The organism is Streptomyces sp. SN-593, assembly GCF_016756395.1.
Classification (GTDB): domain Bacteria; phylum Actinomycetota; class Actinomycetes; order Streptomycetales; family Streptomycetaceae; genus Actinacidiphila; species Actinacidiphila reveromycinica.
On the sequence record NZ_AP018365.1, the window covers coordinates 7,641,123 to 7,666,469 of the forward strand.

General features: G+C 74.1%; 25 protein-coding genes. 13 read left to right on the forward strand and 12 right to left on the reverse strand.

Annotation, left to right across the window (positions count from 1 at the left end; translation table 11 throughout):
- Positions 1 to 7: 7 nt before the first annotated feature.
- The 3 genes from RVR_RS32465 to RVR_RS32475 are packed head-to-tail and all read right to left on the reverse strand — an operon-like array spanning position 8 to position 3,287.
- Positions 8 to 928 (reverse strand): carbohydrate ABC transporter permease, encoded by a 921-nt coding sequence (locus tag RVR_RS32465; protein ID WP_202237496.1) that lies wholly within the window; start codon positions 926 to 928, stop codon positions 8 to 10.
- Positions 925 to 1,944 carry a carbohydrate ABC transporter permease gene (locus RVR_RS32470; protein WP_237405097.1) on the reverse strand — a complete coding sequence of 340 codons (1,020 nt, stop codon included), beginning with the start codon at positions 1,942 to 1,944 and terminating at the stop codon, positions 925 to 927. Before RVR_RS32470 ends, RVR_RS32465 begins: the two co-directional genes overlap by 4 nt.
- Positions 1,944 to 3,287 carry an ABC transporter substrate-binding protein gene (locus RVR_RS32475; protein WP_202237497.1) on the reverse strand — a complete coding sequence of 448 codons (1,344 nt, stop codon included), beginning with the start codon at positions 3,285 to 3,287 and terminating at the stop codon, positions 1,944 to 1,946. Before RVR_RS32475 ends, RVR_RS32470 begins: the two co-directional genes overlap by 1 nt.
- Positions 3,288 to 3,706: 419 nt before the next feature.
- Between RVR_RS32475 and RVR_RS38145 the strand changes: the two genes are divergently transcribed.
- Together RVR_RS38145 and RVR_RS32485 are read left to right on the forward strand one after the other, a co-directional pair.
- Positions 3,707 to 5,863 (forward strand): ATP-binding protein, encoded by a 2,157-nt coding sequence (locus tag RVR_RS38145; protein WP_237405098.1) that lies wholly within the window; start codon positions 3,707 to 3,709, stop codon positions 5,861 to 5,863.
- A gap of 162 nt (positions 5,864 to 6,025) precedes the next feature.
- Positions 6,026 to 7,027, forward strand: coding sequence for a beta-ketoacyl-ACP synthase III (locus tag RVR_RS32485; protein WP_202237498.1), 1,002 nt, complete (start codon positions 6,026 to 6,028; stop codon positions 7,025 to 7,027).
- A 240-nt stretch (positions 7,028 to 7,267) separates the two neighbouring features.
- Here the strand turns inward: RVR_RS32485 and RVR_RS32490 are convergent, their stop codons facing one another.
- The gene (locus RVR_RS32490) at positions 7,268 to 8,260 is read right to left on the reverse strand and encodes a phosphotransferase family protein (protein ID WP_202237499.1); all 993 of its coding nucleotides are present in this window, start codon (positions 8,258 to 8,260) and stop codon (positions 7,268 to 7,270) included.
- 172 nt (positions 8,261 to 8,432) lie between these two features.
- On the opposite strand from RVR_RS32490, the gene RVR_RS32495 reads away from it, so the two are divergent.
- Positions 8,433 to 9,707: a phosphodiester glycosidase family protein gene (locus RVR_RS32495; RefSeq protein ID WP_202237500.1), complete on the forward strand. Its 1,275-nt coding sequence runs from the start codon at positions 8,433 to 8,435 to the stop codon at positions 9,705 to 9,707.
- A gap of 123 nt (positions 9,708 to 9,830) precedes the next feature.
- On the forward strand, positions 9,831 to 10,226 hold the full coding sequence (locus tag RVR_RS32500; protein WP_202237501.1) for an RNA-binding S4 domain-containing protein: 396 nt from the start codon (positions 9,831 to 9,833) through the stop codon (positions 10,224 to 10,226).
- 69 nt (positions 10,227 to 10,295) lie between these two features.
- Here the strand turns inward: RVR_RS32500 and RVR_RS32505 are convergent, their stop codons facing one another.
- Positions 10,296 to 10,703, reverse strand: a complete 408-nt coding sequence (locus RVR_RS32505; RefSeq protein ID WP_202237502.1) for a VOC family protein — start codon at positions 10,701 to 10,703, stop codon at positions 10,296 to 10,298.
- A 207-nt stretch (positions 10,704 to 10,910) separates the two neighbouring features.
- Here RVR_RS32505 and RVR_RS32510 point away from each other — a divergent pair, with 207 nt between their 5' ends.
- The 4 genes from RVR_RS32510 to RVR_RS32525 all read left to right on the forward strand — a co-directional run bounded on the left by RVR_RS32510 (position 10,911) and on the right by RVR_RS32525 (position 14,274).
- Positions 10,911 to 11,354 carry a MarR family winged helix-turn-helix transcriptional regulator gene (locus tag RVR_RS32510; RefSeq protein WP_202237503.1) on the forward strand — a complete coding sequence of 148 codons (444 nt, stop codon included), beginning with the start codon at positions 10,911 to 10,913 and terminating at the stop codon, positions 11,352 to 11,354.
- A 37-nt stretch (positions 11,355 to 11,391) separates the two neighbouring features.
- Positions 11,392 to 12,579 carry a thiolase family protein gene (locus RVR_RS32515; RefSeq protein ID WP_202237504.1) on the forward strand — a complete coding sequence of 396 codons (1,188 nt, stop codon included), beginning with the start codon at positions 11,392 to 11,394 and terminating at the stop codon, positions 12,577 to 12,579.
- Positions 12,580 to 12,688: 109 nt separating this feature from the next.
- A complete protein-coding gene (locus tag RVR_RS32520; RefSeq protein ID WP_202237505.1) occupies positions 12,689 to 13,570 on the forward strand; it encodes a metallophosphoesterase family protein in 882 nt (293 codons plus the stop codon).
- Positions 13,567 to 14,274 (forward strand): 4'-phosphopantetheinyl transferase family protein, encoded by a 708-nt coding sequence (locus RVR_RS32525; protein ID WP_202237506.1) that lies wholly within the window; start codon positions 13,567 to 13,569, stop codon positions 14,272 to 14,274. Before RVR_RS32520 ends, RVR_RS32525 begins: the two co-directional genes overlap by 4 nt.
- Before the next feature lie 101 nt (positions 14,275 to 14,375).
- On the opposite strand, the gene RVR_RS32530 is transcribed toward RVR_RS32525, so the two are convergent.
- Positions 14,376 to 15,425, reverse strand: a complete 1,050-nt coding sequence (locus RVR_RS32530; RefSeq protein WP_202237507.1) for a LacI family DNA-binding transcriptional regulator — start codon at positions 15,423 to 15,425, stop codon at positions 14,376 to 14,378.
- Positions 15,426 to 15,603: 178 nt separating this feature from the next.
- Here RVR_RS32530 and RVR_RS32535 point away from each other — a divergent pair, with 178 nt between their 5' ends.
- From RVR_RS32535 to RVR_RS32545, 3 genes are all read left to right on the forward strand, one after another.
- On the forward strand, positions 15,604 to 16,896 hold the full coding sequence (locus tag RVR_RS32535; RefSeq protein ID WP_272933123.1) for an alpha-L-fucosidase: 1,293 nt from the start codon (positions 15,604 to 15,606) through the stop codon (positions 16,894 to 16,896).
- A gap of 177 nt (positions 16,897 to 17,073) precedes the next feature.
- On the forward strand, positions 17,074 to 17,598 hold the full coding sequence (locus tag RVR_RS32540) for a MarR family winged helix-turn-helix transcriptional regulator (RefSeq protein WP_202237509.1): 525 nt from the start codon (positions 17,074 to 17,076) through the stop codon (positions 17,596 to 17,598).
- Positions 17,599 to 17,745: 147 nt separating this feature from the next.
- Complete coding sequence (locus RVR_RS32545) at positions 17,746 to 18,516, forward strand: hypothetical protein (protein WP_202237510.1); 771 nt, start codon at positions 17,746 to 17,748, stop codon at positions 18,514 to 18,516.
- Positions 18,517 to 18,545: 29 nt separating this feature from the next.
- Here RVR_RS32545 and RVR_RS32550 read toward each other — a convergent pair whose 3' ends face one another.
- The 5 genes from RVR_RS32550 to RVR_RS32570 all read right to left on the reverse strand — a co-directional run bounded on the left by RVR_RS32550 (position 18,546) and on the right by RVR_RS32570 (position 22,972).
- The gene (locus RVR_RS32550; RefSeq protein WP_202237511.1) at positions 18,546 to 19,403 is read right to left on the reverse strand and encodes a DUF6227 family protein; all 858 of its coding nucleotides are present in this window, start codon (positions 19,401 to 19,403) and stop codon (positions 18,546 to 18,548) included.
- Between the two features lie 144 nt (positions 19,404 to 19,547).
- On the reverse strand, positions 19,548 to 20,216 hold the full coding sequence (locus RVR_RS32555) for a ThuA domain-containing protein (protein WP_202237512.1): 669 nt from the start codon (positions 20,214 to 20,216) through the stop codon (positions 19,548 to 19,550).
- Positions 20,213 to 20,476 carry a hypothetical protein gene (locus RVR_RS32560; protein ID WP_202237513.1) on the reverse strand — a complete coding sequence of 88 codons (264 nt, stop codon included), beginning with the start codon at positions 20,474 to 20,476 and terminating at the stop codon, positions 20,213 to 20,215. The genes RVR_RS32555 and RVR_RS32560 overlap by 4 nt, the downstream gene beginning before the upstream one ends.
- A complete protein-coding gene (locus RVR_RS32565; protein ID WP_202237514.1) occupies positions 20,473 to 21,849 on the reverse strand; it encodes an AraC family transcriptional regulator in 1,377 nt (458 codons plus the stop codon). The genes RVR_RS32560 and RVR_RS32565 overlap by 4 nt, the downstream gene beginning before the upstream one ends.
- A gap of 376 nt (positions 21,850 to 22,225) precedes the next feature.
- On the reverse strand, positions 22,226 to 22,972 hold the full coding sequence (locus RVR_RS32570; protein ID WP_202237515.1) for a TetR family transcriptional regulator: 747 nt from the start codon (positions 22,970 to 22,972) through the stop codon (positions 22,226 to 22,228).
- Positions 22,973 to 23,075: 103 nt separating this feature from the next.
- Between RVR_RS32570 and RVR_RS32575 the strand changes: the two genes are divergently transcribed.
- Positions 23,076 to 23,228: a hypothetical protein gene (locus tag RVR_RS32575; RefSeq protein WP_202237516.1), complete on the forward strand. Its 153-nt coding sequence runs from the start codon at positions 23,076 to 23,078 to the stop codon at positions 23,226 to 23,228.
- Positions 23,229 to 23,425: 197 nt separating this feature from the next.
- Complete coding sequence (locus RVR_RS39235) at positions 23,426 to 23,641, forward strand: DUF4190 domain-containing protein (RefSeq protein ID WP_202239510.1); 216 nt, start codon at positions 23,426 to 23,428, stop codon at positions 23,639 to 23,641.
- A gap of 207 nt (positions 23,642 to 23,848) precedes the next feature.
- On the opposite strand, the gene RVR_RS32585 is transcribed toward RVR_RS39235, so the two are convergent.
- Positions 23,849 to 25,321 carry a glycine hydroxymethyltransferase gene (locus RVR_RS32585; RefSeq protein ID WP_202237517.1) on the reverse strand — a complete coding sequence of 491 codons (1,473 nt, stop codon included), beginning with the start codon at positions 25,319 to 25,321 and terminating at the stop codon, positions 23,849 to 23,851.
- Between the last annotated feature and the right edge of the window lie 26 nt (positions 25,322 to 25,347).

The following is a 25,347-nucleotide window of genomic DNA, read 5'->3' on the forward strand; positions in this document are numbered from 1 at the left end:
CGCGGGCTCAGCCCTTGCTCGACCCCAGTGACAGGCCCGCGATGAACTGCCGCTGGAGGCAGAGGTAGACCACCAGCGTCGGGATCGCGGCGATCATCGCGGCCGCCGCGATGAGGTTCTGGTTGCTCACGAACTGCCCCTGGAGGTTGGCCAGCGCCGAGGTCACCGGGCGCTTGTCGCCCGAGGACATCAGCGTGATCGCCCAGAAGAAGTCGTTGTAGATCCAGGTGGTCAGCAGCGTCGCGAGCGCGGCCAGCGCGGGGCGGCACAGCGGCACGGTCAGCCGCCAGAACCGGGTCCACAGGCCGGCCCCGTCCACGAGCGCCGCCTCGTACATCTCGCCCGGGATCGACCGCATGTAGTTGCTCAGCACGAAGACGCAGAAGCCGAGCTGGAAGGAGACGTTGACGACGATCAGACCGAAGATCGAGTTGTACATCAGGCCGCTGTCCGCGAGGAAGTGCGGCAGCGGGATCTTCAGGTAGATCCGGTAGAGCGGGGTGATGATGACCTGCTGCGGCAGCAGGTTCCCGGCGGTGAACAGGATCAGCAGCGCCACGTTCACCTTGACGTTGACCCGCACCAGGACGAAGGCGACGCCCGAGGCCAGCGCGAGCACGATCACCACCGCCGGCACCGTGATCAGCACCGAGTTCCAGAAGAAGTGCGCCATGTCCGACTGCGACCAGGCGTCACGGAAGTTCTGGAAGGTCAGGTGGTGCGGCATCGACACGTAGCCGTACTTGCGGGTGTCGGAGTAGGGGCGCACCGCCACGTAGAGCGCGAAGAGGATCGGCAGGATCCACAGCACCGAGGCGATGATCAGGAACGCCTGCGAGGCGATCTGCCCGCGCAGCCTCGGCTTGGCGCCGGGGCCGCCGACCCGCGGCGCCTCGGCCCGCGGGCGGGTAAGGGTCTCGGAGCTCACGGGGTGTCCTCCCGGCGGAACGCTTGGTAGAGGAAGATGGTGATCGGAACCAGGGAGATCACCAGGAGCACCACGCCGAGCGCGGAGCCGAAGCCGACCCGCTGGGTCTCGCCCACGATGTTCGAGGTCACCAGCACCGACAGCAGTTCCAGGCCGTTGATGCCCTTGTTGGTGATGTAGACGAGGTCGAAGGCGCGCAGGCTCTCGATGACGGTGACCACCATGATGACGATGTTGATCGGCTTCATCACGGGGAAGATCACCCGCCAGAAGGTCTGCCACGGGTTCGCGCCGTCCATCATCGCGGCCTCCCGCAGCGTCGGGTCGACGGCCTTGAGCCCGGCCAGGTAGAGGATCATGACGTAGCCCGCCTGACGCCACGTCGCCTCCAGCAGCACCGCCCACAGGTTGAGGTGGGGGTTGCCGAGCCAGTCGATCGCGTTGCTGTTCCCGTTCCTGCCGATCACCGTGTTGATCAGGCCGTAGTTCTGGGAGTAGACGAACTCCCAGATGATGCCGATCAGCGCCAGCGACAGCATCACGGGCAGGAAGAGCAGGCTCTGGTAGACGCGGGTGCCGCGCAGTCCGCGGTCGAGCAGCACCGCGAAGAGCATGCCCAGCGGGGTGGCGATCACCACGAAGACCGCCAGCCACAGCAGGTTGTGGCGGACCGCGGGCCAGAACTCGGGGTAGATGGTGGCGGCCTGGTGGTAGTTCTGCACGCCGTACCAGCAGCCGTTGTTGAGGATCGACGGCATGTTGGGCTGGCAGGTCTTCTCGTGCAGGCTGCCCACGCCGTTCCACTTGGTGAACGACAGCAGGACCGTGCCGATCGCCGGGAACCAGACGAAGGCCAGGTCGAGCAGGAGGGGTATGCCGAGCAGCACCGCGACCACGATGCGGTCGCGGACGGTCATCGTGCGCAACCGCCGGCGGCGGCGCCGGGCCGGGGACGTGGAGTCCTCGGGCTTGTCCGACACCGCCGCCGGGGTACGCCCCTGGGACGTGGCGCTCATCAGGAGTAGATCGCCTTCGCCTGCTTCTCCGCGCTCTGCTGGAGCTTGGTGATGTTGGAGCTGCTCGGGTCGTCGATGAACTTCTGGCAGATCGCGATCATCGCGTTGGCCATCGCCGGGTCCGAGTCGCGGTCCATGAACTGGGCGACCGCCTTGCACTTGGCGATCTCCTGCACGGACTTCTTCTGGATCGCGTCGTAGGTCGGCACCTGGAGGCCGTTGACCAGGCCGACGTCCCACTGGTCGGTCTTGAGGTACGTGGACTCGGCGGGGCCGGTGCCGATGTACTCCAGGATCGCCTTGGCGGCGTCGGTGTTCTTCGCCTTCTTGCTGAGCATGAACCCGTCGGTGGGCGCGTCCATGTAGTCCTGGCCCCACTGCGGGTTGATCGCCGGGAAGGTGAAGAAGTCCAGGTCGGCCAGGTCGGCCTTGTCCGTCACGTACTGCGCGGCGACCTGGTTGGTGCCCTGGAACATCATGCCGGCCTGCTTGGCCTCCAGCGCCTTCGCGGCGTCCTGCCACAGCCGCCCGTTGGCACCGGTCTGCGTGTAGGGCAGGATCTCGGCCCAGTGCTGGAAGACGGTGTGCACGCCCTGGTCGGTCCACGGGATCTTGTGGGTCATCAACTTGGTGTGGTAGTCGTACCCGTTGATCCGCATGTTGAGGATGTCGAAGGTGCCGAGCGCGGGCCAGCCGTCCTTGTCGGCGAAGGCGATCGGGATGATGCCGTCCTTCTTCATCTGCTTCGCCAGCGCGACGTACTCGTCCCACGTGGTGGGGATGGTGTAGTGGCGCTTGGCGAACTCGCTCTTGTTGTAGAAGACCACCCACGGGTAGTTGTAGATCGGCACCAGGTACTGGTGCCCGTCGAGCCCGGTGGACAGCTTCTTCGCCGCGGCGCTGAAGTTGCCGCCTATCTTCTCCCACACGTCGTCGAGCGGCTCGGCCAGTCCCTGCGCCGCGAAGTACTGCATGCGGTATCCGGCGAACCAGGTGAAAAGGTCGTCCGGGGTGCCCTGCAGGTAACTGGTGATGTTCGTCTGGAAGGTGTCGTGGTCGACCGTGTTGATTTTGACCTTCACCTTGGTCGCCGCGGTGGCGGCCGCCGTGAGGGACGCGAACGCGGTCTTGACGGCCGGGTCGGAGTAGTTCGACCCGAATGTCACCGTGCTGCCCGCAACGGGCTGCTTGCTCTCCGACTTCTTCTTGTCGGAACCCCCGCACGCCGCGAGCAGGCCGCCGCCCGCGGCGGTGAGGCCCGCGGCCCCGACGCCCTTGAGCAGGTTCCTGCGGGTCGCGGACAGCGGGCTGCCCGTGCTGCCCGACGACTCGACCTCCGACATGGTGCCTCCATGTGTGTGTGGGCGTATCCGGTGGACGGCTGGCGAGAACCGGCGGGTTGTGGATGCCTCGGCGTCTCTTCCCGCCGATCCGTTTCCAACAGAAGTCACCAAGATGAAACGCCATCGCAATCGCAGGGTAGTTCTACGCCACATGGAGAAGTGCGTCAACGTCTCCCTGTCGAGGCGTTGCCGGACCGTGATCCGCACATCCTGTTTAATCGTGTTCGCTTCCGTGAACTCGATCAACTCGACAGCGCGGAAGGGTGAAATGGGCTGGTCCGCCGGTATGCGGAGGAGCGGTTGACGGTATGTCGGGGCGGGGTCGGGCGCGCCCGCGCGATCGTTTTCGGACACGGCGGCGGGAACACCGTTCCTGGAAGGCCGCGCGAAACACTTCCGCGCGATGCGAGGCTGTGACCATGAAGGGCTTCATTCCGCAGGAGACGACGGGTTTCGTGGGACGCGGACCCGAACTGGCCAGGCTGGGCGGTCTGCTGGCGTCGCGCCGGCTGCTCACACTCACCGGCGTCGGCGGGGTCGGCAAGACCCGGCTGGCGCAGCGCGCGGCCGCGCGGCTGGCCGAACTGTCGCCGGGGACCTTTCCCGACGGTGTCTGGTGGGCGGACCTGGCCACCCTCGACGGCGACGACCTCCTGCTCGCCACCGTCAGCGACGCCGTCGACCTGTCCGACCACTCCCCGCGGATGCCGGTGGACGCGCTGTGCGAGTGGCTGGCCGGAAAACGGCTGCTGCTGGTGCTCGACTCCTGCGAGCACCTGGTCGAGCCGGTCGCCCGGCTGGTCGACGAAGTCCTCGGCGCCGTACCGGGGTTGAGCATGCTCGCCACCAGCCGGCGCCCGCTGGGGTGCATGGCCGAGCAGGTCGTCGAGGTCGATCCGCTGCCCGTCGCCGAGGACGCGCGGGAACTGTTCGCCCAGCGCGTCCGCGCCCAGGACCCGGACGCCCTGTCCGCCGAAGGCGCCACCGAGGCGGCCTCGTTGATCTGCCGGAAGCTCGAAGGCATACCGCTGGCGGTCGAGTTGGCGGCCGCCCAGGTCGGCCCGGACACCTCCGTCGCCGACGTCGCCGCCCGCCTGGACTCCCGTTTCGACGTGCTGGTCCGCCGCTCCGGGTTCGTCTGGCCGCGCCGCCACCTGACGCTGCGCGCCGCCATCGGCTGGAGCCACGAGCTGTGCGCACCGCTGGACCGCCTGCTGTGGGCCCGCCTCACGGTCTTCCGCGGCTCCTTCGACCTCGCCTCCGCCCGCGCGGTCACCGCCGGCGGCCCGCTGGACCCGGACGCCGTCGCGGCCGGCGTCGAGCGCCTGGTCGCGCAGAGCGTGGTGCGCCGCGACGGCCCCCGCTACCGGATGCTCGACACCATCCGCGAGTACGGCCGCGAGTGGCTGCGCGGACTGGGCGAGGAGGAGGCACTGGCGGCCCGCCACGCCGACCACGTCCTGGCGCTGGTCCGCCGGGCCGAGCGGAACTGGAGCAGCGGCGAGCAGGGCCGCTGCTACCGGACGGTGGAGGAGGCCCACACCGACGTGTGCACCGCGCTGGAGCACCTGGCGGACGCCGACCCGGAGCGCGGCGCCGAACTCGCCGGGCTGCTGGTGTTCTTCTGGACCTGCTGCGGCCGGCTGAAGGAGGCCCGCGCCGCGCTGGAACGCGCGCTGGCCGTACCGGACCCGCGCGCCTCCGCCGCACCGCCGTCCGCCGACCGGCCGCCCGCCGCGCCGCCCTCCGACCCGCCGCCCGCCGCACCGCCCTCCGACCCGACGCCCGTGGTGCCGCGCGATCCGGTACCGCCCGCCGCGCGCCGCCCGGTGCGGCCCGGCCCGGCCCGCACCCGCGCGCTGGCCGCCCTCGGCGTGGTCCTGACCCTCCAGGGCGCCTACGACCAGGCGTTACGCGTCAGCGAGGAGGCGACGCGCGCCGCCGACGACGACGGCGACAAGGAGGGTCAGCTCGGCGCCGCCTACCTCGCCGGGCTGCTGGCGCTGCTCACCGGCCGCGCCGAGGACGCCCGCCGTGTCGTGCGCGCCGCGCTCGACGCCGCGCCCGGCCTCGCCTTCGACTCCCCGGCGCGGCTGCGCTGCCACCTGGTGGCCGTCTTCGCCAGCACCGGCCTCGGCGACCTGGACCGGGCCCGGGGCGACGCGGTCGAACTGCGGGCCCACTGCGAGCAGATCGGCGAGTGGTGGACCCGTTCCTACCTCGACTACCAGCTCTCCCTGATCGCGCTGTTCCAGGGCCGCCCGGACGAGGCGGCCACCCGCGCCCGCGCCATGCTCGACGCCAAACGGCAACTGGGTGACGCCTTCGGCACCGCGCTCGGCCTCGACCTGCTGGCCGCCGCGCTCGCCGCCGCCGGCCGGGCCGAGCACGCCGTCCGCGTCTACGGCCACGGCGAGACGTTCTGGCGCAGCGTCGGCCACCCGCAGCGCGGCACGCCCGAACTGCGCGCCGTCCGGGAGGAGTACGAGCGCACCGCGCGCACCGCCCTGGGCGACACCCGCTACGCGCGTGCCTACGCCGACGGTGCCGCCTCCCCGTCCGTGCCCGCCCGGTAGGAATGCCCGGCGCACGTCGCCCGACCGGCCAGGACTGGCCGGGTGACGGGGTGGCTGTGCGCCGGGCCGCATCAGGAGCGGGAGAATCATCGGGGCACCCCGTGGGGGGTGCCGCGGCCGGGGCGTGGACCTCCCGGCCGTTCGATGGCCTGAAAGGCTCCCATGAAAGCTGAGATCGCCGTGCCCATGGGGGCACCGCACAGCCGCATTCTCGGAGTGGGCGCGTACCGCCCCCGGCGGATCGTGGACAACGCCGAGGCGTGCCGCCACATCGACTCCTCCGACGAGTGGATCCGCGCGCGCACCGGCATCGTGACCCGCCGCTGGGCCGAGCCGGACGAGACGCTGGGCGTGATGGCCGAGGCGGCCGCCCTGAAGGCGATCGCCGCCGCGGGGATCACCCCGCACGACGTCACCTGCGTGATCGCCGCCACCTTCACCCACCTGATGCAGACCCCGGCGATCGCCACCGAGATCGCCCACCGGATCGGCGCCGAACAGGCGGCCGGCTTCGACGTCTCCGCGGGCTGCGCCGGGTTCGTGCACGGCGTGGTGCTCGCCTCCGACGCGGTGCGCGCCCGCGGCGGGCACGTGCTGGTGGTCGGGGTCGAACGGATGTCGGACATCATAGACCTGACGGACCGTTCGACCGCCTTCATCTTCGGCGACGGCGCGGGCGCGGTCGTGGTCGGGCCCTCGCAGACCCCCGGCATCGGCCCCGCCGTGTGGGGCGCCGACGGCTCGCAGGCGGACGCCATCCGGCAGAGCGTGCCGTGGAACACGCTCCGGGACGACCCCGGCCACCCCTTCCCCGCGCTGCGCCAGGACGGCCAGCGGGTCTTCCGTTGGGCGGTGTACGAGATGGCGAAGGTGGCCACGCGGGCGGTCGAGGCGGCCGGACTACGGGCGGAGGACCTCGACGCCTTCATCCCGCACCAGGCCAACGAGCGGATCATCGACAGCATGACGAAGTCGATGGGCCTGCCGTCCCGGGTCGCCGTCGCGAAGGACATCGTGACCAGCGGCAACACCTCGGGAGCGTCGATCCCGCTGGCGATGGACGCGGTACTCGCCGCCGGCGACGCCTCCTCGGGCGACACCGCGCTGCTGCTCGGCTACGGGGCCGGCCTGTCGTACGCGGCGGTGGTCGCGACCCTGCCGTAGCCGCGTCAAGAGGGCCGTACCGGCCAGCGGGCGGCCCGGCACGGCAGCACGAGGAGGCGGTGATCCGCAGATCACCGCCTCCTCGTGGGGCACCCCGCCTGGGCGAAATGCGCTGCCTACGGCCGTGTCAGGGCGGCCGCGAGCCGCAGGGGCATCCTCTCAGAGCACACCGGTCCTCCGAAAGGATTCGGCCACTTCCGTCACTGCCGACCCCGGCCCCGCGCCCGGTTCACCCCCGTTTCATCCGGTAGCCGCCGCCAGCTCGGCGGGCAGCCGGGACCCGGCGAACTCCCGTGTCCACGCCAGGTGCTCCCCGGTGTAGCCGCGCGGCACCACCTCGACGAGCATGATCAGGTGCAGGTACGCGCGGTACAGCGCGATCCGCCGCCGGGCCTCGGCGTCCCACTCCGGACGCCCGCCTCCCGCCGCGTACCCGGCGCGGAAGGCCGGGTCGTCCTCCGGCGGGCCGCCCACCAGCTCCAGCGACGCGAAGTCCGCCAGCGGGTCGCCCCAGAACATCCGCTCCCCGTCGATCAGCGCGCCGATGGTACGGGCCCCGCCCTCCCCGACCAGCAGCACGTTCCCCGGCCACAGGTCGAAGTGCACCAGCGCGGGAGTTGCCACCCGCGCCAGCAGCGGGCCCGCCGCCGCGAACGCCGCGCGCGCCTCGGCCACCGGGACCGGCAGCCACGCGCCGTACCGCTCGGCGTCGTCCAGGATCGCCCCGGCCATCGCGGTGAAGGCGGGCGCCCACCGGTCGGTGAGCGGCCCGGTGCTGCCCGACGGGTAGCCGAAGCGCCGGCCGCGCACCGCGTGCAGCCGCGCCACCAGGGCGCCCAACTCGCCGCGCAGCCGGGCGCCCTCGCCCTCGCCGACGCCCTCCTCGGCCGCCACGGTGTGCCAGGGCCGACCCGGGCGGTGCGTCATCAACAGGTAGGGCGTCCGCGCGGCGCCCTCGTCCGGCTCGGCCCGCACCACCCGGGGCGCCGGCACGTCCGCCGCCGCGGCGCCGCGGTAGAAGCACTCCTCGCCGTGCAGCAGCCCGGCCTCGTAGCGCAGCCGCGGCAGGTGCGCGGGCGGCGGGACCTTGAGGACCCACCGGGTGCCGTCGGTGAGGTCCACGGCGTGCAGCGCGTTGTACGTGCCCCCGGCCAGCGGGGTGACGGCGGCGATCCGGTCCCCGGGCACCCCGGCCCGCGCCATCGCGGCCGCCACCTCGTCGTGTCCCGCCATTGCCGCCGCCCCTCCTCGACGCCGCCCCGGCCCCCGGAGCCCGGCCACCATACGGCGCCGACGCGTGCGGCGGCCGGGTGTTTCCCGGCGCTCGGGCGGTACGGCCGCACCCACCTGGGTCATTACGTAGGAAAAGCGGATGATGTGCGCGCGAGCACGCGGGAGGAGCGGCATGACGATCGCCGAACAGCAGCCGGACGGTGACACCGTCGACCCGCCGGGCGGCGGTCGCGGGCGCGGACGAGGACCGCGCAGGCGGCTGCTGCCCTGGAAGCACCGCCGAAACCTGACCCCCGAGCAGCTACGTCGCCGCCGCATCGCCACGCGCAGTGCGCTCGGCGTCTGCCTGGTGTGCGCCGGCACCGTCGGCTGGTCGGTCGGCAAGGCGCTCACCTACCCGGGCAGCGACAGCACCGAGGCCCGCCTCGCGGAGTGGGCACGCGACCACGAACTCGGCTTCGTGGTGAACAGGTTGGAGAACGTCCAGTACCGGATGAACCCGCCGCGGGTGGGCGGCACGCTGTCCGCCGACGCGCTGGCCCGGATGAAGGCCACCTCGGGCGCCACCGCCGCGGCCGGCGCCGCGCCCGGAGACCACGCGGCCGCCCCGGGCCGGCCCCTCGTCCCGATGCGCTCCCCCCTGCGGCCGCCGGTCAGCCCGGCCCTGCCCGGCGAGGGCGTCTACCGCACCCTCAGCAGCGCCCGCGGCGAGCCCCTCGTGCAGGGCACCTACGTCCGCCCCGACGAGGACCACACCTCCTACGAGGCCGCCGTCGCCTGGATCAGCGGCAAGTACGCCCGCTTCCAGCTCCACCCCGGCTTCATGGAGCCCGGCGGCACCTTCGACGTGCCGCCCACCATCCCCAAGGGCCAGCGCACCGGCCTCGTCGCCACCTGGAACGGCGGTTTCCGCATCACCGACGGCGGCTCCCGCGGCGGCTTCTACCTCGACGGGAAGACCGACGGGGAACTGCGCGACGGCGCCGCCTCCGAGGTCTTCTCCAAGGACGGCTCCATCAAGGTCGGGGTCTGGGGCCGCGACGTGCGCATGACCCCCGACGTGGTCGGTGTCCGCCAGTGCCTGGAGCTGATGGTCGACGGCGGCAAGGTCGTCCCCGACATCGACGACGGCTCCAAGTGGGGCGTCGCCGACCAGGGCGGCATGTTCGTGCCCCGCTCCGGTGTCGGCGTCACCGCCCAGGGCGACGTCATCATGGTCGTCGGCCAGGCGCTGTCCGCGCAGAGCCTCGCCGACCTGATGCAGCGGGCCGGCGCCGTGCGCGCCATGCCGCTGGACATGAACCGCGCGTGGCCGTCCTTCATGTCGTACGACGGCAGCCACGACCCGTCCGATCCCGTGCCGACCAACATCCTCGACTTCGAGGACCCGCCGAACCGCTACTACGTCCAGGCCACCCGCGACTTCGTGGCGGTGTACGCCCGGTAGCCGGGGCGGCCTCCCCGGGGGCGCGTCCCGCCGGCCTCGGGGGCGCGTCCGCCGGGCGCGGCGCGCTCACCCGTCCGGCCGATGCGCTGAAAACCGCTGGACGCCCGCCGTAGGCTTCCTTCCATGGCGGCAGAACACGAGCACACCGGCGGCACCGTCCGCGTCGACTCCTGGATCTGGTGCGTACGGCTCACGAAGAGCAGGTCGCAGGCGGCGACCGCCTGCCGGGCCGGCCACGTCAAGGTCAACGGCGAGCGGGTCAAGCCCGCGCAGGCCGTCAAGGTCGGCGACGAGGTGCGGCTGCTGCACGCCGGGCGCGAGCGCGTGGTGGTCGTCTCCCGCCTGCTCGCCAAGCGCGTGGGCGCCCCGGTCGCCGTCGAGGCGTACGTCGACAACAGCCCGCCCCCGCCGCCGCGCACCGACGTCCTCGCCATGGGGCTGCGCGACCGCGGTACAGGCCGCCCCACCAAGCGCGACCGCCGCGAGCTGGAGCGCCTGCACGGACGCTCCCGCGGCTGACCGCGGCGCCGGCCCTCCCGGTGGGAGGCTGTGCCGGGTCCGCACCGCGGCCGGGGAGCGGCCGGGCGGTCAGTAGGACTGGAACTCCAGCAGGTTGCCCTCCGGGTCGCGCAGGTGGGCGGTGCGCATGGTCGGCCCCCACTGCGGGCGGCCGGTCGGGGGAGCGACCGCGGTGCCGCCGTGGCGCAGCGCCAGGTCGTAGGCGGCCGCCACGTCGGACACGCGGCTGACCAGCATCGACCGGTCCGGTCCGGCCGGAGGCGGGTCGGGCACGGGGGAGGCGCCGGTGACCTCGGCCATCGCCGCGCGGTCGAGGAGCATCAGCAGCCCCTCGTCGCCGACGTCCCAGCTCGCGTACGGCCCGTCCGGGCCGCCGTTGGTCAGGACGGCGCCGAGCAGGTCGGGCAGCACGCGGTCGTAGAAGCGGAAGGCGGCGCCGAAGTCGCCGACGAGCAGGCGTGGATGGAGGGCGTCCATGCGGGGCTCCGAAGTGAGAGGTGCGGCGGGTCGGGGGAGGCGGTCGGGGCTGGGCAGGGGAGACCGCCCATTGATGGGTGCGAACCCACGATGGGGGTGAGCCTAACGTAGGTACGGGGGCGTGGCCCATCATGGGGGTCGGCCTTTCATAGGAATGAACCCATCGATGGCCACGCCCCATCATGGGTGACCGCCTACACTGCCGTCATGGAACAGCGGACGCCCCCCAGCCTCACGGCGCTCACCCCCTATCTCCTGTCGAAGACCGGCAAGGAGGCCCGCTCGCGCCTCGCGGCGAGCCTCGCCGAGGAGGGGCTGCGGCTGTGGCACATGGCGGTCCTCGCCGCCCTCGCCGACTTCGGCCCCCACGCGCAGCGCGACCTCGCCGCGCGCGTGTCCGTCGACGCCAGCGACATCGTCAAGGTGGTCGACGACCTCGCCGCCGCCGGCTACGCCGGGCGCGCCCGCGACGCGGCCGACCGGCGCCGGGTGAACGTCGCCATCACCCCCGAGGGCCGCGCCGCGCTGGAACGGCTCCGGCGCAAGGCCGCCGTCGTGCAGGAAGAGGTCCTCGCCCCGCTGGACGCCGCCGAGTGTGAGCAGCTCCACGCGCTGCTCAGCAGGGTGTACGCCGCCCTGGAGACGGCATAAACTCGCACTGCTAGTTTTCCGGCACCGAGGAGCCACGATGCGCCCAGTCCACTTCGCCGCCGCCCGCCGCACCCCGATCGGACGCCTGCGCGGTGCGCTGTCCACCGTCCGGCCGGACGACCTCGCGGCCGCGGTGATCCGCGGGCTCCTCGACGGGGTCCCGGCACTCGACCCGGCCCGGATCGACGACGTCTACTGGGGCGCCGCGAACCAGTCCGGTGAGGACAACCGCAACGTCGCCAGGATGGCCGGCCTCCTCGCCGGGCTGCCCGACACCGTGCCCGGCGCGACCGTCAACCGGCTGTGCGCCTCCGGCATGGAGGCCGTCACCTCCGCCGCCCGCATGATCGCCGCCGGCGAGGCCGACGTGGTGCTGGCCGGCGGCTCGGAGTCGATGAGCCGGGCCCCGTTCGTGCTGCCCCGCCCCGACGAGGCCCTGCCGCGGACGATCCAGACCCACGACACCCGCCTCGGCTGGCGCCTGGTCAACCCGCGGATGACCGAGCTGCACGGCGTGCTGTCCATGGGAGAGACCGCGGAGGAGGTCGCGGAGCGGTACGGCGTCGAGCGCGCCGACCAGGACGCCTTCGCGCTGCGCAGCCACCGCAACGCGGCCCGGGCCCGCAAGGACGGCCTGTTCGACGCCGAGATCCTGCCCGTCACCCGCCCCGACGGGGTCGTGGTCACCGAGGACGAGAGCATCCGCGAGGACACCACGGCCGAACGCCTCGCCGCCCTGAAGCCCGTCTTCCGGTCCGGTGGCAGCGTCACCGCGGGCAACTCCTCGCCGATGAACGACGGAGCCGCCGCGATCCTGCTGGTCAGCGAGGAGGCGTTGGCGGACCTCGGACTGGAGTCCCTCGGCCGCTACGCCGCCGGGGCCAGCGCCGGCGTGCACCCCGACGTCATGGGCATCGGTCCGGTCCCCGCCACCCGGCGCGCCCTGGCCCGGCTCGGCCGCGGCATCGACTCGGTCCAGGAGGCCGAGTTCAACGAGGCGTTCGCCGCGCAGGCGCTCGCCTCCGTGCGGGAGCTCGGCATCGACCCCGAGCTGGTCAACCCCACCGGCGGCGCGATCGCACTCGGCCACCCGCTCGGCTGCTCCGGCGCCCGCATCCTGACCACCCTGCTGCACCGGATGCGCCGCACCGGCGCGGCGCGGGGGCTGGCCACCATGTGCGTCGGCGTCGGCCAGGGAGCCGCCGTCCTCGTCGACCGGGACTGACACGCCGGCACCCCGCACGGAGGGCGCCTCGGGCGGGGGTGCCGGCCGCCGCCACGGGAAAACCCCGGGTGGACACCCGAAGTCGGCCCGCGGGCGGGAACCGTCTGAGATGATCGGATGCGTGCAGACATCGACCGCCGGCGCCCCGCAACTCCTCGCGATCAGCGACCTGCACGTCGGCTACGAAGCCAACCGCGACATCGTCGAGAAGATGCGGCCCGGCGGCGACGGAGACTGGCTGATCGTGGCCGGCGACGTCGCCGAGCACGTCGCCGACATCCTCTGGGCGCTGCGCACCCTGAAGGAGAACTTCGGCACCGTCATCTGGCTGCCGGGCAATCACGAGTTGTGGACGCACCCCAAGGACCCGCTGACGCTGCGGGGCGAGGCGCGCTACCGGCACCTGGTCGAGGAGATCCGCGCCCTCGACGTCGTGACGCCCGAGGACCCGTACCCGATCTGGGAGGGCGAGAAGGGCCCGGTCGCCGTCTGCCCGATGGCCCTGCTCTACGACTACACGTGGCGCGACGGCACCCCCGGTGCCACCAGCAAGAAGGAAGCGCTGGCCCAGTCCACCGAGTTGGGCGTGGTCTGCACCGACGAGATGCTGCTGCACCCCGATCCGCTGCCCGGCATCGACGACTGGTGCCGGGCCCGCGTCGCCGAGACCGCCGAACGGCTGTCCGCCCTCGACCCCGACCTGCCCACCGTGCTCGCCAACCACTGGCCGCTGCACCGCGATCCGACCCGGGTGCTGCGCTACCCGTCCTTCGCCCTGTGGTGCGGCACCGAACTCACCGAGGACTGGCACCTGCGCTTCCACGCCACCGAAGTCGTCTACGGCCACCTGCACATCCCCCGTGTCACCTACCGTGACGGCATCCGCTTCACCGAGGCGTCGCTCGGCTACCCGCGCGAGTGGGGTGCCCGGGCCGCGGGCCCTCTCGGCCCGCGCCGCATCCTCGCCGGCCGGCCGGGGGCGGGCCGGTGATCGAGCACCTGGTCCCGGCCTCGGTCCGCACCCGCGCGGCCTACGGCGACGAGTTGGACCGCGTTCCGCTCCACCCCGAGGAGGAGCCCGGTGTCGCCCGGGCCGTCCCCAAGCGCCGGGCCGAGCACGCCGCCGGCCGCGCCTGCGCGCGGGAGGCACTCGCCGGGCTCGGCGTGCCGGCGGGCCCGATCCCGCGGGACGACGCCGACCGCGGCGCCCCGGTCTGGCCGGAGGGCGTCGTCGGCAGCATCACGCACTGCGACGGGTACCGGGCCGCGGCCGTGGCCCGCGCCACCGACGTCCTGGCGCTGGGCATCGACGCGGAGCCGGACGGACCGCTGCCCGAGGGCGTGCTGGACGTCATCCACTCCACGTCCGAAGAGCGCGCCGCGCTCGCCGAGTTGACGGGGAAGAAGCCCGAGATCCACTGGGACCGGCTGCTCTTCAGCGCCAAGGAGACGGTCTACAAGGCGTGGTACCCGTACCACCACCGCATGCTCGGCTTCGAGGAGGCCGAACTGCTGCTGGCCGAGGACCCGGTGCTGTCCGGTCCGACCCGCGGCACCTTCACCGCCCGCCTGCTGGTGCCCGGGCCGCTCCTCGCCGACGGGGTGGGCCCCGAGGTCTTCACCGGCCGCTGGATCGCCCACGCCGGCATCGTCGCCACCGTCATCGCGATCGAGGCGCCGCCGCAGGCGGGATGAGCCGGTCCGCGGCCGCGCGGGGGCGTGGCGCGGGCACGCCGGCGTGCCGGGGGCGGCCCGCGCCGGGTGCGGGCCCGGCCGGACCGTGCGCGGCGGCGGGTTCAGGCGGACTGGCGCCGGACGAGGCTGGTCCGGAAGATCACCGAGCGGATCTGCTGGGACGCGTCGTCGATCAGGGCGAGCAGCAGTCGGGCCATCTCCGCGGCCATGTCCTCCACCGGCTGCCGCACGGTGGTCAGCAGCGGGCGGGAGGCGGTCGCGGCGATGCTGTCGTCGAAGCCGACCACCGCGATGTCCTGCGGCACTCGGCGGCCGAGGTCGCTCAGGGCGAGCAGCGCGCCCTGGGCCATCAGGTCGTTGGCCGCGAACACCCCGTCGGTGCCGGGGTGGTCGGACAGCAGCGCGCGCATCGCCGCCTCGCCGCCCTCCTGGGTGAAGTCGCCCTCGACGGCGGGCGGTCGCGGGTGGCCGTGCCGGGCCGCCGCGTCGCGGAAGCCGGCGAGGCGTTCCCGGCCGACGGGCGAGTCGTGCGGCCCGGCGATGGTGGCGATACGGGTGCGTCCGAGCGACACCAGGTGGTCGACGGCGAGCGTGACGCCCGCCTGCTGGGCGATGTCCACGAAGCTGATCGGCATCCGCGTGGTCGGCCGGCCGAAGAGCACCGCGGGCAGCCCGGCCTCGGCCAGCAGGTCCGGCAGCGGGTCGTCGGGCGCTATCGACACCAGCACCACGCCGTCGATGTGCTGCTGGCGCAGGTTCCCCACGAGTTCCCGCCGCACCTCGTCGGAGTCGGCGAGCATCAGCACCGGGTGCATGCCGCGCGGCCGCAGCACCGTGAGCAGTCCGCCGAGGATCCGGCCGAAGAACGCGTCGCTGAACACCCGCGACAGGAAGGGGTCGTCGGCCGGGTGTTCCGGCACCGAGAAGACCAGCGCGACGGAGTCGGTGCGGCGGGTCACCAGCGTGCGGGCCGCGCGGTTCGGCACGTAACCGGTCCTGGCCACCGCCTGCCGGACCACCTTCTGGATCTCCGGGTCGACGTTCCGCGTGCCGTTGACCACCCGCGAGACCGTCGCCCGGGACACCCCGGCGGACCGTGCGACGTCTTCGAGCGTGGGCAGGTGCGGGCGACCCGGACGGCTGGTGGTCATAACTGCCTTTATACCACGATGGGAGAGCGCTCTCCCGACGGTGCCCGGAGGCCCGTCCCACGGTCGGCCCGGGTGCGGCGACGGCCGGGCGGTGCCGCTGCGGCCTGCCCGCTGGTGGGGATTGATCGGCGGAGCCCGCGCGCTTAGGGTCTGCTCGTCAGGTCATACCTCCGATGTATTGGAGCGGTTGCGGCTCATGCCCATGCAGCCCTGGTTCTCCGACGCCAAGCTCGGCATCTTCGTGCACTACGGCATCTACGCGGTCGACGGCGTCCCGGAGTCCTGGGCGTTCTACGACGGCCGGGTCAGCCGCGAGCAGTACATGGGCCAGCTCGCCGGGTTCACCGCCTCCCGGTACGAACCCGACGCCTGGGCGCGGCTGTTCGCCCGGGCCGGCGCGCGGTACGCGGTGCTCACCGCCCGCCACCACGACGGCGTGGCCCTGTGGGACAGCGGGCAGCCGGGCCTGTCGGCGGCCCGCGACACCCCGGCCGGCCGCGACCTGGTCGGCGGGTACGCCGACGCGCTGCGCGCGCACGGCCTGCGGGTCGGGCTCTACTACTCGCACTCGGACTGGTCGCACCCCGACTACGCGACGGTCCGCCACCCGTCCCCGCCGGCCGGCATCCCGGTCAACGACAACCGGTTCAGCGCCCCCGGGCCGGGCGCGGAGGACCCCGCCGCGTGGCGCCGCTACCTGGCCTACCGCGACGCGCAGGTGGTGGAGTTGGCCACCCGCTACCGCCCCGACCTGCTGTGGTTCGACGGCGAGTGGGAGCGGTCGGCCGAGCAGTGGGGCATCGACGCGCTCGCCGAGCAGGTCCTCGCGGTCACCCCGCAGGTGGTGCTCAACGCCCGCATGCTGCACCGCGGCGACTACGCCACGCCCGAACAGGGCGTCCCGATGCGGGCGCCGGACGGCCCCTGGGAGCTGTGCCTGACGGTCAACGACTCCTGGGGCTTCCAACCGCGAGACCACCGCCACAAGTCGGTCGGGCAGCTCGTCCGCCACCTCGCGGAGACGGTCGGCGCCGGCGGGAACCTGCTGCTGGACGTCGGACCGCGGGAGGACGGCACCATCACCCCCGAGCAGACCGCCCGCCTGGAAGGGCTGGGCGCGTGGACGGCCCGGCACGCGGAGGCGGTGTACGGAACCGTCGCGGGTATGCCGCCGGGCCACCACTACGGTCCCAGCACGCTGTCCGCCGACCGGCGCACGCTCTACCTGACCTGCTTCGACCCTCCGCGCGAGACGGTGTCGGTCCGCGGCCTGCGCAGCGCGGTGCGCAGGGTCACCGTGGTGGGCACCGGGGCCGAGCTCGCCCACCACGTCACCGGCGGACTGCACGACGTCCCCGGCGTGCTGTGGATCGACGCGCCCGCCCCGGCCGACGTGGACCCGCACGCGACGGTGCTGGCGCTGGAACTCCAGGGGGAGCTGGAGCTGTACCGGGGAGCGGGCCGCGAGTAGGGCCGGTCCGGCGGACGTGCCGACCTCGCCCTCGGGTCGGTCCGGAGCGGCAAGGCATCCGATGTCTGGCCGCCGCCCGGAGCGCCGTGGGCGTCCTCACGGGAAGGGGCGGCTTGCGACGTCTCGCCGGAGAACATCTCGCCCGCTGGATTCTCGCGGGAGGACTATCCTGGGGCGATGGTGGTGGAACCCGGACGGAGCAACACGGCGCCCGCCTGCCCCGACGCCGACGAACTCGCCCTGGTGAAGCAGTGGCTCGCCCTTCAGTCGGGCGTGCGCCGGCTCACCGACGACATGCTCGCCACCGTCGAGGCCGAGCAGGGACTGGCCCCCAGCTCCTTCCAGGCCCTGATGTTCCTGCTCACGGCGCCCGGCCGGGCCGCGCCCATGAACCAGCTCTCCGCCGCCCTCGGTTTCTCCACCGCGGGCACCACCAAGCTGGTGGACCGCCTGGAGGACGCGGGGCTGGTCGGGCGCCGCCCCTCGGCCGAGGACCGCAGGGTCGTCTACACCGAGCTGACGCCGGCCGGCGCCGACTCCGTGCACACCGCCTCGCGGGTGCTCGCCCGCGCCCTGCGGGCCCGTGTCGTCGCGCCGCTGGGCGAGGACGCCTTCCAGGCGCTGGTCGACGCGGTCGGCTCCCTAGCCCCGTTCGGCACGAGGGCGCCGGCGCCCGCCCCGGCGGTTTCGTCGAGCCCCTGAACGGAGTCGACGGGTCCGTGCCCGCGGAACCGGCGGGCCCGGGGGCCTCCTCGACCGTGCCCGGTGGGGCCGACCCCCCGGCACGACCTCGGCGGCTCGTCGGGGTCCGCAGCGCTGCCGCCCGCCGCTTCCGGCACAGTGGACGCCATGGTTCACGAGGTCCCCTCGCCGCACGACCCCCATGTGCGGCACCTGCGCTGGATGTTCCTGGCCGTCGTCACGGGCAGTTTCCTCTTCCTGATCCCGTGGATCGGCTACCTGTCGGCCAGCCTGCCCGACCACCACGAGGTGGACCAGTGGCGCTTCGCCTGGGTCGGCTTCGACGGCGCCCTGATCGTGGCGATCGGCGTCACGGCGCTGTGCGCCTGGCGGCGGCTCCAGATCTTCATCCCGTGGGCGCTGGTCACGGCCGCCCTGCTGTGCTGCGACGCCTGGTTCGACATCGTGCTGGACTGGAACAGCGACGAGCTGGCCGGCGCGATCCTCACCGCGGCGCTCGCCGAACTGCCGCTGGCCGCCCTGCTGGTGTACGTCGCCAGGAAGATGATCCGGCTGACGGTGCTCATCGCCTGGCGCCGGGCCGGCCGGACCGGGGCGGTTCCGCCGCTGTCCCGGCTGACCCTGGTCAGGCTCACCACCGACGCCGAGCCCGGCCCCGCCTGTGGGTGCGGCCCCGGGCACGCGGCGCTCCCGACGGGCGCCGAACTCCCGGTCGGCGAGGCGGGCGACGGGGGCGCCGCGGCCCATGGCGCCGATCCTGCGCACGACGCCCACCGCGCGCACGGCACCGACACCACGCACGGCCACGACGCCACGTACCGCGCCGATCCTGCGCACGACGCCGCGGCCGCGCACCGGGCGGACCGTGCCGGACCCGCCGACCGCGACGGCCGGCAGGATCCGCACGGCCGGTCCTAGGAGCCCTCCGGGTGCTCGGGGCCGCCGGCTCAGCCCGCCTCGATCCGGCGGACCGCCGTGTCCAGCGCCGCGTCGCGGGAGGCGTACACCTCGCACACCGGGTTGCCGTTCGGGGTGCGCGTGTGGTCGATCTCCCACAGGCTCAGCTCGCTGCCGTCGGGCAGGAGGAACGCGTGCTCGTAGAGCGACCAGGACACCGTGCGGCCGGCGATCCGTGTGCTGCGGCGGGTCACGATGCCGATGGTGTGGGCCACGGCCGCGTGCAGGCGGCCCCGGACGTCCTCGCCCGGCGGGTTCGTGTTCGCCGCGCGCCGCAGCAGCCGGCGGGCGTGCTCGGGGGAGCCGGCCTCGGTGTACGCCCGGCGCCGGCCCGGCCGCTCGGCGTACGGCGGCGGCGCGGACGGCAGCGGATCGTCCGGCGGTTCCGGCGGCTCCGAAAGCCCCCGCACGCCGTCCAGTGCGAGGCCCGCGAATGCGCCGGTCCCGTCGGCGCCGGGGACCGTGCGCGGGGGCAGCGGCGGCCCGAACGCCGCGTCTGCCGCCCACTCCGCCAGGGCCAGTTCGCCGCGGTCGGTGAAGACCGCGCGCACCAGCTCGCCGCCCGGTCCGGTGTCGTGCTCCAGTTCCCACACCAGCCGCACCGAGCCGTCCGGCAGCAGGAAGCTGTGCCGGTAGGTGCGCCGGTCCATCGCCCGGGGCGGCCCCTTGGCGTGCCGGCAGGACTGGAGGCCGCAGTAGTGCATCAACGCGTCCCGCGCCTCGGCGAGGTGCCGCGCGGCCTGCGCGCCGTTCCCGGCGCGGCCCAGTAAGCGGGCCAGTTGCTCGGCGGGCCGTCCCCCCGCCCGTACGACGTCCGTCTCCACCGCCCGTGCAGGCCCAGCGTCCATACGGCCCTCCCGACTCCCCGGCGCCGCCACTTACCTGCCAGCCACTCAGCGTAGTAGCGCGGTCGCCCGAGGAATACACGAAAGGCCGGAATTACGGGCGTGTACGTTCAAACGCGCGCCCCCTGCGCGCGCTGGGGACGAGCCCTACTCCGCCGCGCCGGCGCACCACCGCAGCGCGCCGCCGAGATGGCCGCGGAAGTCCGGGTCGGCGTAGGCGGATCCGAGGTGGCCGAGCGCGGTGTAGAACACCCGTCCCGCGCCTGCCCGGTGGCACCACACCAGCGGGTGGTCGGCCCCCGTCGCGCCGCCCTCGTACGACGTCCCGTCGGCCGAGGCGAGCACCCGGACGCCCCGCCCGGCCGGTCCGGCGCGGAAGTCGTACCACTCGTCGGTCCAGCGCCAGACGGCCGGAAGGTGCGCGGTCGCGGGGTGCGTACGGTCGTGCACGTGCACGTCGGCTGGCTGGACCGGGGGGTGCCCGTCGAAGCGGGCGCCCAGCAACTCGCCGTAGTAGGGCCAGTCGTACTCCGCGCAGGCCGCCGCGTGGACGCCGAGGAAGCCGCCACCGCCGGTGACGAAGCCGCGCAGTGCGGCCCGGGCCCGGTCGTGCAGGACCTCGCCGGTGGGGGAGAGGAAGACCACGACCGCGCAGCCGGCCAGCGCGTCGGGACGCAGGTCGCCCGGGTCCTCGGTGTGGCGGGCGGGCATGCCCTGCCGCTCGGCGAGTTCCGCGAGGGCCGCGGCTCCCGCGGGTATCGACGCGTGCCGGTATCCGGCTGTCGCGCTGAAGACCAGGACGGCGCCGGCGGTCACGGCTCCGCCCGCCGGCCGGGCGGTTCGTGTCCGGTCCGCGGTGGCGTGGCACTCCCGCCGCCGGGCCCGTCGTCCTCCGGTGGGAGCGGGGGCGGTCCGGCGGGCCTTCCCGGGCGGGCGCCCGGGAAGGGGGTGCCGCAGCGGGCGCAGTCGGGGGCGGACGTCTCCCGGAAGGCGCCGCACTCCTCGCACACCCGGTCCAGCCAGCACACCGGGTCGCCGCCCTCGTCGTACCGGTCCCGCCCGGTTCCGCCGGTCACGCCCCGCCCGCCTCCTGTGGTCCGCCGGACCCGTGGTCCGTCCCCGTGTCGCCGGGTGCGCCGCCGCCACGGGTCCCCCCGCCACCGGACCCGTCGTCCGGTGCGTCCGCCTCCCAGCGGCTCATCGCGCGCCGCAGCGAGCGCGACTCGGCGAAGCCCAGCCGCGCCGCGCGCTGCGCCGGCGCCGAGTCCTCCTGCCGCAGCCACTGCTCGTGCCGTACCGCGTCCAGTTCGGCCCGCCAGGTGGTGCCCGAGTCGCCGAGGCGGCGTTGCAGGGTGCGCGGGCTGATCGCGAGGTGCCGCGCCGCCTCCGTCAACGAGGGCCGTCCCTTCGGGAGCTGGGTGGCGATCACCTCGCGCAGCCCGGGAACGGGCGGCGGCGGGGCGGGCGGGGCGGCGGTCGGCGGCGTCCGGGGCGGCGGCATCGTGGCCGCCGCGCGCAGCATGATCGCGGCCAGCGCGGGATCGGCGGTGTCCAACGGCAGTTCCAGGTCCCGCCGGTGCAGGGTGAGCGCGTCGGCGTCCGCGCCGAACTCCAGCCGGGCGCGCCCGAACGCCTCCCGGTGGGACGCCTGCCGCCGCGGCGCCCGATGGGCGAACTCCACGCGGACCGGGGAGAGCTCGCGTCCGGTCGAGTGCCGCAACTGGGTGGTGAGCACCGCCATCGCGAACTCCGCCACCACCCAGCGCAGGTTGTCGTCGGCGCGGCGCGCGCCGTAGCCGATGGTCACCTCGTCGCCTGACTCCTCGATGTGCAGCACCGAGTTGCTGCTGATCAGGTGGATGTGGGCCGCCCCGCGGGCAAGGCCCTCGCCGACGGTCGGCGCCGAGGTCATCAGGTAGTCGAACACGTCGAGCAGGCCGGGCCGGTAGCCGGCCGCCGCCAGCAGACCCGCGTCCCCGCGTCCGGTGCGGGCCAGCACCGCGCCCCACAGCCGGTAGGTGTCCGCGGAGGAGGTGCGGGCCGTCTCCGGCTGGGCCAGCACGTGCGGCAACCCCGCGGACCGCGCGAGCTGTTCGGCCTCGTGCGCGCTGCTCGTCGCGGCGGTGGCGATGAGGCGGGGCACCACCACGGCGTCGGTGTGCGGCGGGACTTCCGTGACGCCGGCGGGGTGCGCGCGGCTGTCGCGGCCCGTCCCGCCGTATTCGTCGTACCCGTCGTCCGCGTCGTACCCGTCGTCCGTGTCGTGGGCGCCGTCCGTGTCGCCCGCGCCGTGCGGGCCGCTTCCGTCGCCCGCGCCGCTTCCGCCGTCCGTGCCGGGCTCGCGGGGGCCGCCGGGACCGGCGTGCCCACGGCACGGCGGCGGGTGGAGGCGCGCGGCCGGTCCCGGGTGGGGGGCCGGCGGATCGGCGAGGGGCGCTGCTGGCGGCATACCGGCACTCCGGCGGTCGGCGGTCGGCGGTCGGCGGTCGTCCTTGGCGTCCCGCGGCGGCCTGCCGGGGACGCCCCAGCAGCCTACGCGTGATCTGGCGTGTTTCGACCAGCAGGTGGCGCGTTCCGTCCTCCCTTCGGGCGGTGGGCCGTCCCATGATCGGGGGACGGCGCTCATGGGTGCCGTGGTGCACGAGGGGGGCGCGGGCCGGCGGGGGAGAGCCGGTGCGGACGGGCGACCGGTCCGTACCGACTCCAAAAGGCCCAGTTCGCGCCCCCTCGCGTCCACCCCCGGCCGGGCCCATGGCGCGCCCTCGCGCCGGTCCGGCCGTCTGCCCGGCGGGCGCCCCGCGGGCCCGGCCGCTCCTCCCGGGGCCTCAGTCCGGGTCGAGCCAGTGCAGCCGGCCCACGCTGATGATCCGCATCCGCAGCCGCGCCGCCCGCATGATCCGGTCCCGCTCCGCCGCGTCGCCGAGCGGCGCCTCCAGCAGTTCGGCCGCGGTCGCCACCATGTGGTCGACGTGGAGCCCGGCGAGCACGTGGAGTTCGGCGGCCGTCCAGCCGTCCGACGCGGGCTGTACGGCCAGTCCGGCGGCCACCTCGTCGGTGAACCGGCCGAGTTCGGCCGCGATGGCCTCCCGTACGGTGCGCACCCCGCCGTGCCGCTCGCGCGCGATGAAGCGGACGTGCGGGCGGTGCGCGTCGACGTACGCCGCGGTGATGGCGACGGTCCGGTCGATCAGGGCGTCGGGGGCGGACCCGTCGGCGCCGTCGGCCAGCACCGCGCGGACCACCTCGTGCAGGCTGCCCAGCGCCTCGCCGACCAGGGCGACGCCGAGGCCGTCCATGTCGGGGAAGTGCCGGTAGAACGCGGCTGGCGAGACGCCGACCTCCCGGGTCAGCTCGCGCAGTCCGAGGCTGCTGAGGTTCTGGTGCTCCAGCAGCCGCAGGCCCGCGTCGAGCAGGGCCCGCCGGGTCTGCTGCTTCTGGGCCTGGCGGGTGCCCGGCCGGGGCTCCCCGGCCGGCCGCCCCGCGGAGGTCGGCGGTGCGGCAACGGCCGCCCCCGGCGCGCGGGTTGTCCGGCCGGCCGGACTGTCCCGCGGGCTGTCGGAAGTGTGACTCATGTCATTCAGTAAACAACCGTTCTCCGACTTTGGCCACCGTAGACTGGAGAAGTCAGTGAACAACTGTCATCCGAAATCTCGACTCGCTGGAGGTGCAGCAGACATGAGCCTCGTCGTCCTCCTGCTGGGGATGGGCATCCTGATGGGTGCCGCCGCCCACACCTCGCTCGCGGTGTTCACCGTCCTGGCCGCCGCCATCGCGGCCTGGCTGCTCGGTTTCGCCGTCCGCGAGGGCATCGCCCGCCGCCACCGCTGAGCGGGCCGCCCGTCCGGCGCCGCCCGACCGGCGGCCCGGAAGACCCGACCGTTTCCGGGAGGAACACCGTGAACACCGCAGCGCACCCGGTCGACGCCGGCTCCCCGGCCACGCGCACCGGCGCCCCCCGCCCCACCGGACGGGGCACCGCCCGGGCGACCGGCGCCGTCCCGCGCAACGTCCGTGACGCCGACGGCATGGCCGTCGCCTCCTTCCTGCTCGGCCTGCCCGGCCTGCTCGTGCTCAACGTCGTGCTCGGCCCCGCCGCCGTGGTGCTGGCACTCGTCGCGTTCGCCCGCGGCACCCGCCGCCGCGGCCGCGCGGCCCTCGGCCTGGCGCTCGGCGTCGCCGACCTGGCGATCATGGTCGCGGTGACCGTCGCCAACCACGGCGTCATCTGGTCCTTCACCTGAGCGGCCGGGAGAGCCGGGCCGCCCGGCGCCGGAAGACCCGCGGCCCCGGGGGTACCGCCTCCCACAGGGCACAGCCCCCCGCCCCGAACAACGTCCCCGCCCCGAGCAACCGCCCCGCACAGGGCAACGGCCCGCTCCCGTACGCGCGTTGGCGTTCGGGGCGGGCCGTGTCGTGCGGCGGCTGCCGGGGACTGGCCGCCGGGTCGGTCAGCTCAGGTCGATGCCCGGGTAGAGGGGGAAGCCGGCGAGCAGGTCCGAGGAACGCGCCGCGACCTGCTCGGCGACGGCCGGGTCCAGTACGTAGTTCGCCTTCGACGTCCCGCCCTTGGCCGCGGCGGCGGGCGTGGCGGCGGTCAGCACCGTGTCGATGAGGCCGGCGATCTCGTCCATCTCCGGCGCGCCGAGCCCGCGGGTGGTGAGGGCGGGGGTGCCGATGCGGATGCCGGAGGTGTACCAGGCGCCGTTCGGGTCCTGCGGCACCGAGTTGCGGTTGGTGACGATGCCCGCGTCCAGCAGCGCCGCCTCCGCCTGACGGCCCGTCAGGCCGTAGGAGGAGACGTCGATCAGCGCGAGGTGGTTGTCGGTGCCGCCGGTGACCAGCTTGGCGCCGCGCCGCAGCAGGCCCTCGGCGAGGGACCGGGCGTTGTCCACCACGGCGTGCGCGTACGTGCCGAACTCGGGCCGGCCCGCCTCCGCGAGGGCCACTGCCTTGGCCGCCATCACGTGCGGCAGCGGGCCGCCGAGCACCATCGGGCAGCCGCGGTCCACGTGCTCGGCGAGCGAGTCGTCGCACAGCACCATGCCGCCGCGCGGGCCGCGCAGCGACTTGTGCGTGGTCGTGGTGACGATGTTGGCGTGCGGCACCGGGTCGAAGTCGCCGGTGAGCACCTTGCCCGCGACCAGGCCGGCGAAGTGCGCCATGTCCACCATGAGGGTGGCCCCGACCTCGTCGGCGATCTCCCGCATGATCCGGAAGTTGACCAGGCGCGGGTAGGCGGAGTAGCCCGCGACCAGGATGAGCGGCCGGAACTCGCGGGCCGCCGCGCGCAGGGCGTCGTAGTCCACCAGGCCGGTGGTCGGCTCCGTGCCGTAGCTGCGCTGCTCGAACATCTTGCCCGAGATGTTCGGGCGGAAGCCGTGCGTGAGGTGGCCGCCCGCGTCCAGCGACATGCCGAGCATCCGCTGGTTGCCGAAGTCGGCGCGCAGCGCGGCCCAGTCCTCCTCGGACAGGTCGTTGACCTGGCGGGCGCCGGCCTTCTCCAGCGCCGGGCGCTCCACCCGCTGCGAGAGCACCGCCCAGAACGCGACGAGGTTCGCGTCGATGCCGGAGTGCGGCTGGACGTACGCGTGCGCCGCGCCGAAGACGGTGCGGGCGTGCTCGGCGGCGAGGGACTCGACGGTGTCCACGTTGCGGCAGCCGGCGTAGAAGCGGCGGCCGACGGTGCCCTCGGCGTACTTGTCGCTGAACCAGTTGCCCATCGCCAGCAGCACGGCGGGCGACGCGTAGTTCTCGCTCGCGATCAGCTTCAGCATCTCGCGCTGGTCGGCGACCTCGGCCGCGATCGCGTCGGCGACCCGCGGCTCGACGCCCCGGATGACCTCCAGCGCGCTGCGGAACGCGGTCGATTCGACGGACCGGCGGGACGGCGGGGACTGCGGTGTGACGGACGGCTCGGCCATGGCGGGGTCCTCCGGAGGTTCGACAA

Bases quoted from the DNA above. Each gene is read 5' to 3' on its own strand.
- RVR_RS32520 (WP_202237505.1), top strand. From the start codon at position 12,689: ATGATCGGATGCGTGCAGACATCGACCGCCGGCGCCCCGCAACTCCTC.
- RVR_RS32505 (WP_202237502.1), bottom strand. From the start codon at position 10,703: ATGGACGCCCTCCATCCACGCCTGCTCGTCGGCGACTTCGGCGCCGCC.
- RVR_RS39235 (WP_202239510.1), top strand. From the start codon at position 23,426: ATGGCCGTCGCCTCCTTCCTGCTCGGCCTGCCCGGCCTGCTCGTGCTC.
- RVR_RS32475 (WP_202237497.1), bottom strand. From the start codon at position 3,287: ATGTCGGAGGTCGAGTCGTCGGGCAGCACGGGCAGCCCGCTGTCCGCG.
- RVR_RS32575 (WP_202237516.1), top strand. From the start codon at position 23,076: ATGAGCCTCGTCGTCCTCCTGCTGGGGATGGGCATCCTGATGGGTGCC.
- RVR_RS32490 (WP_202237499.1), bottom strand. From the start codon at position 8,260: ATGGCGGGACACGACGAGGTGGCGGCCGCGATGGCGCGGGCCGGGGTG.
- RVR_RS32585 (WP_202237517.1), bottom strand. From the start codon at position 25,321: ATGGCCGAGCCGTCCGTCACACCGCAGTCCCCGCCGTCCCGCCGGTCC.
- RVR_RS32540 (WP_202237509.1), top strand. From the start codon at position 17,074: ATGGTGGTGGAACCCGGACGGAGCAACACGGCGCCCGCCTGCCCCGAC.
- RVR_RS32495 (WP_202237500.1), top strand. From the start codon at position 8,433: ATGACGATCGCCGAACAGCAGCCGGACGGTGACACCGTCGACCCGCCG.
- RVR_RS32550 (WP_202237511.1), bottom strand. From the start codon at position 19,403: ATGGACGCTGGGCCTGCACGGGCGGTGGAGACGGACGTCGTACGGGCG.
- RVR_RS32570 (WP_202237515.1), bottom strand. From the start codon at position 22,972: ATGAGTCACACTTCCGACAGCCCGCGGGACAGTCCGGCCGGCCGGACA.
- RVR_RS32515 (WP_202237504.1), top strand. From the start codon at position 11,392: ATGCGCCCAGTCCACTTCGCCGCCGCCCGCCGCACCCCGATCGGACGC.
- RVR_RS32500 (WP_202237501.1), top strand. From the start codon at position 9,831: ATGGCGGCAGAACACGAGCACACCGGCGGCACCGTCCGCGTCGACTCC.
- RVR_RS38145 (WP_237405098.1), top strand. From the start codon at position 3,707: ATGAAGGGCTTCATTCCGCAGGAGACGACGGGTTTCGTGGGACGCGGA.
- RVR_RS32545 (WP_202237510.1), top strand. From the start codon at position 17,746: ATGGTTCACGAGGTCCCCTCGCCGCACGACCCCCATGTGCGGCACCTG.
- RVR_RS32485 (WP_202237498.1), top strand. From the start codon at position 6,026: ATGAAAGCTGAGATCGCCGTGCCCATGGGGGCACCGCACAGCCGCATT.
- RVR_RS32565 (WP_202237514.1), bottom strand. From the start codon at position 21,849: ATGCCGCCAGCAGCGCCCCTCGCCGATCCGCCGGCCCCCCACCCGGGA.
- RVR_RS32510 (WP_202237503.1), top strand. From the start codon at position 10,911: ATGGAACAGCGGACGCCCCCCAGCCTCACGGCGCTCACCCCCTATCTC.
- RVR_RS32530 (WP_202237507.1), bottom strand. From the start codon at position 15,425: ATGACCACCAGCCGTCCGGGTCGCCCGCACCTGCCCACGCTCGAAGAC.
- RVR_RS32470 (WP_237405097.1), bottom strand. From the start codon at position 1,944: ATGAGCGCCACGTCCCAGGGGCGTACCCCGGCGGCGGTGTCGGACAAG.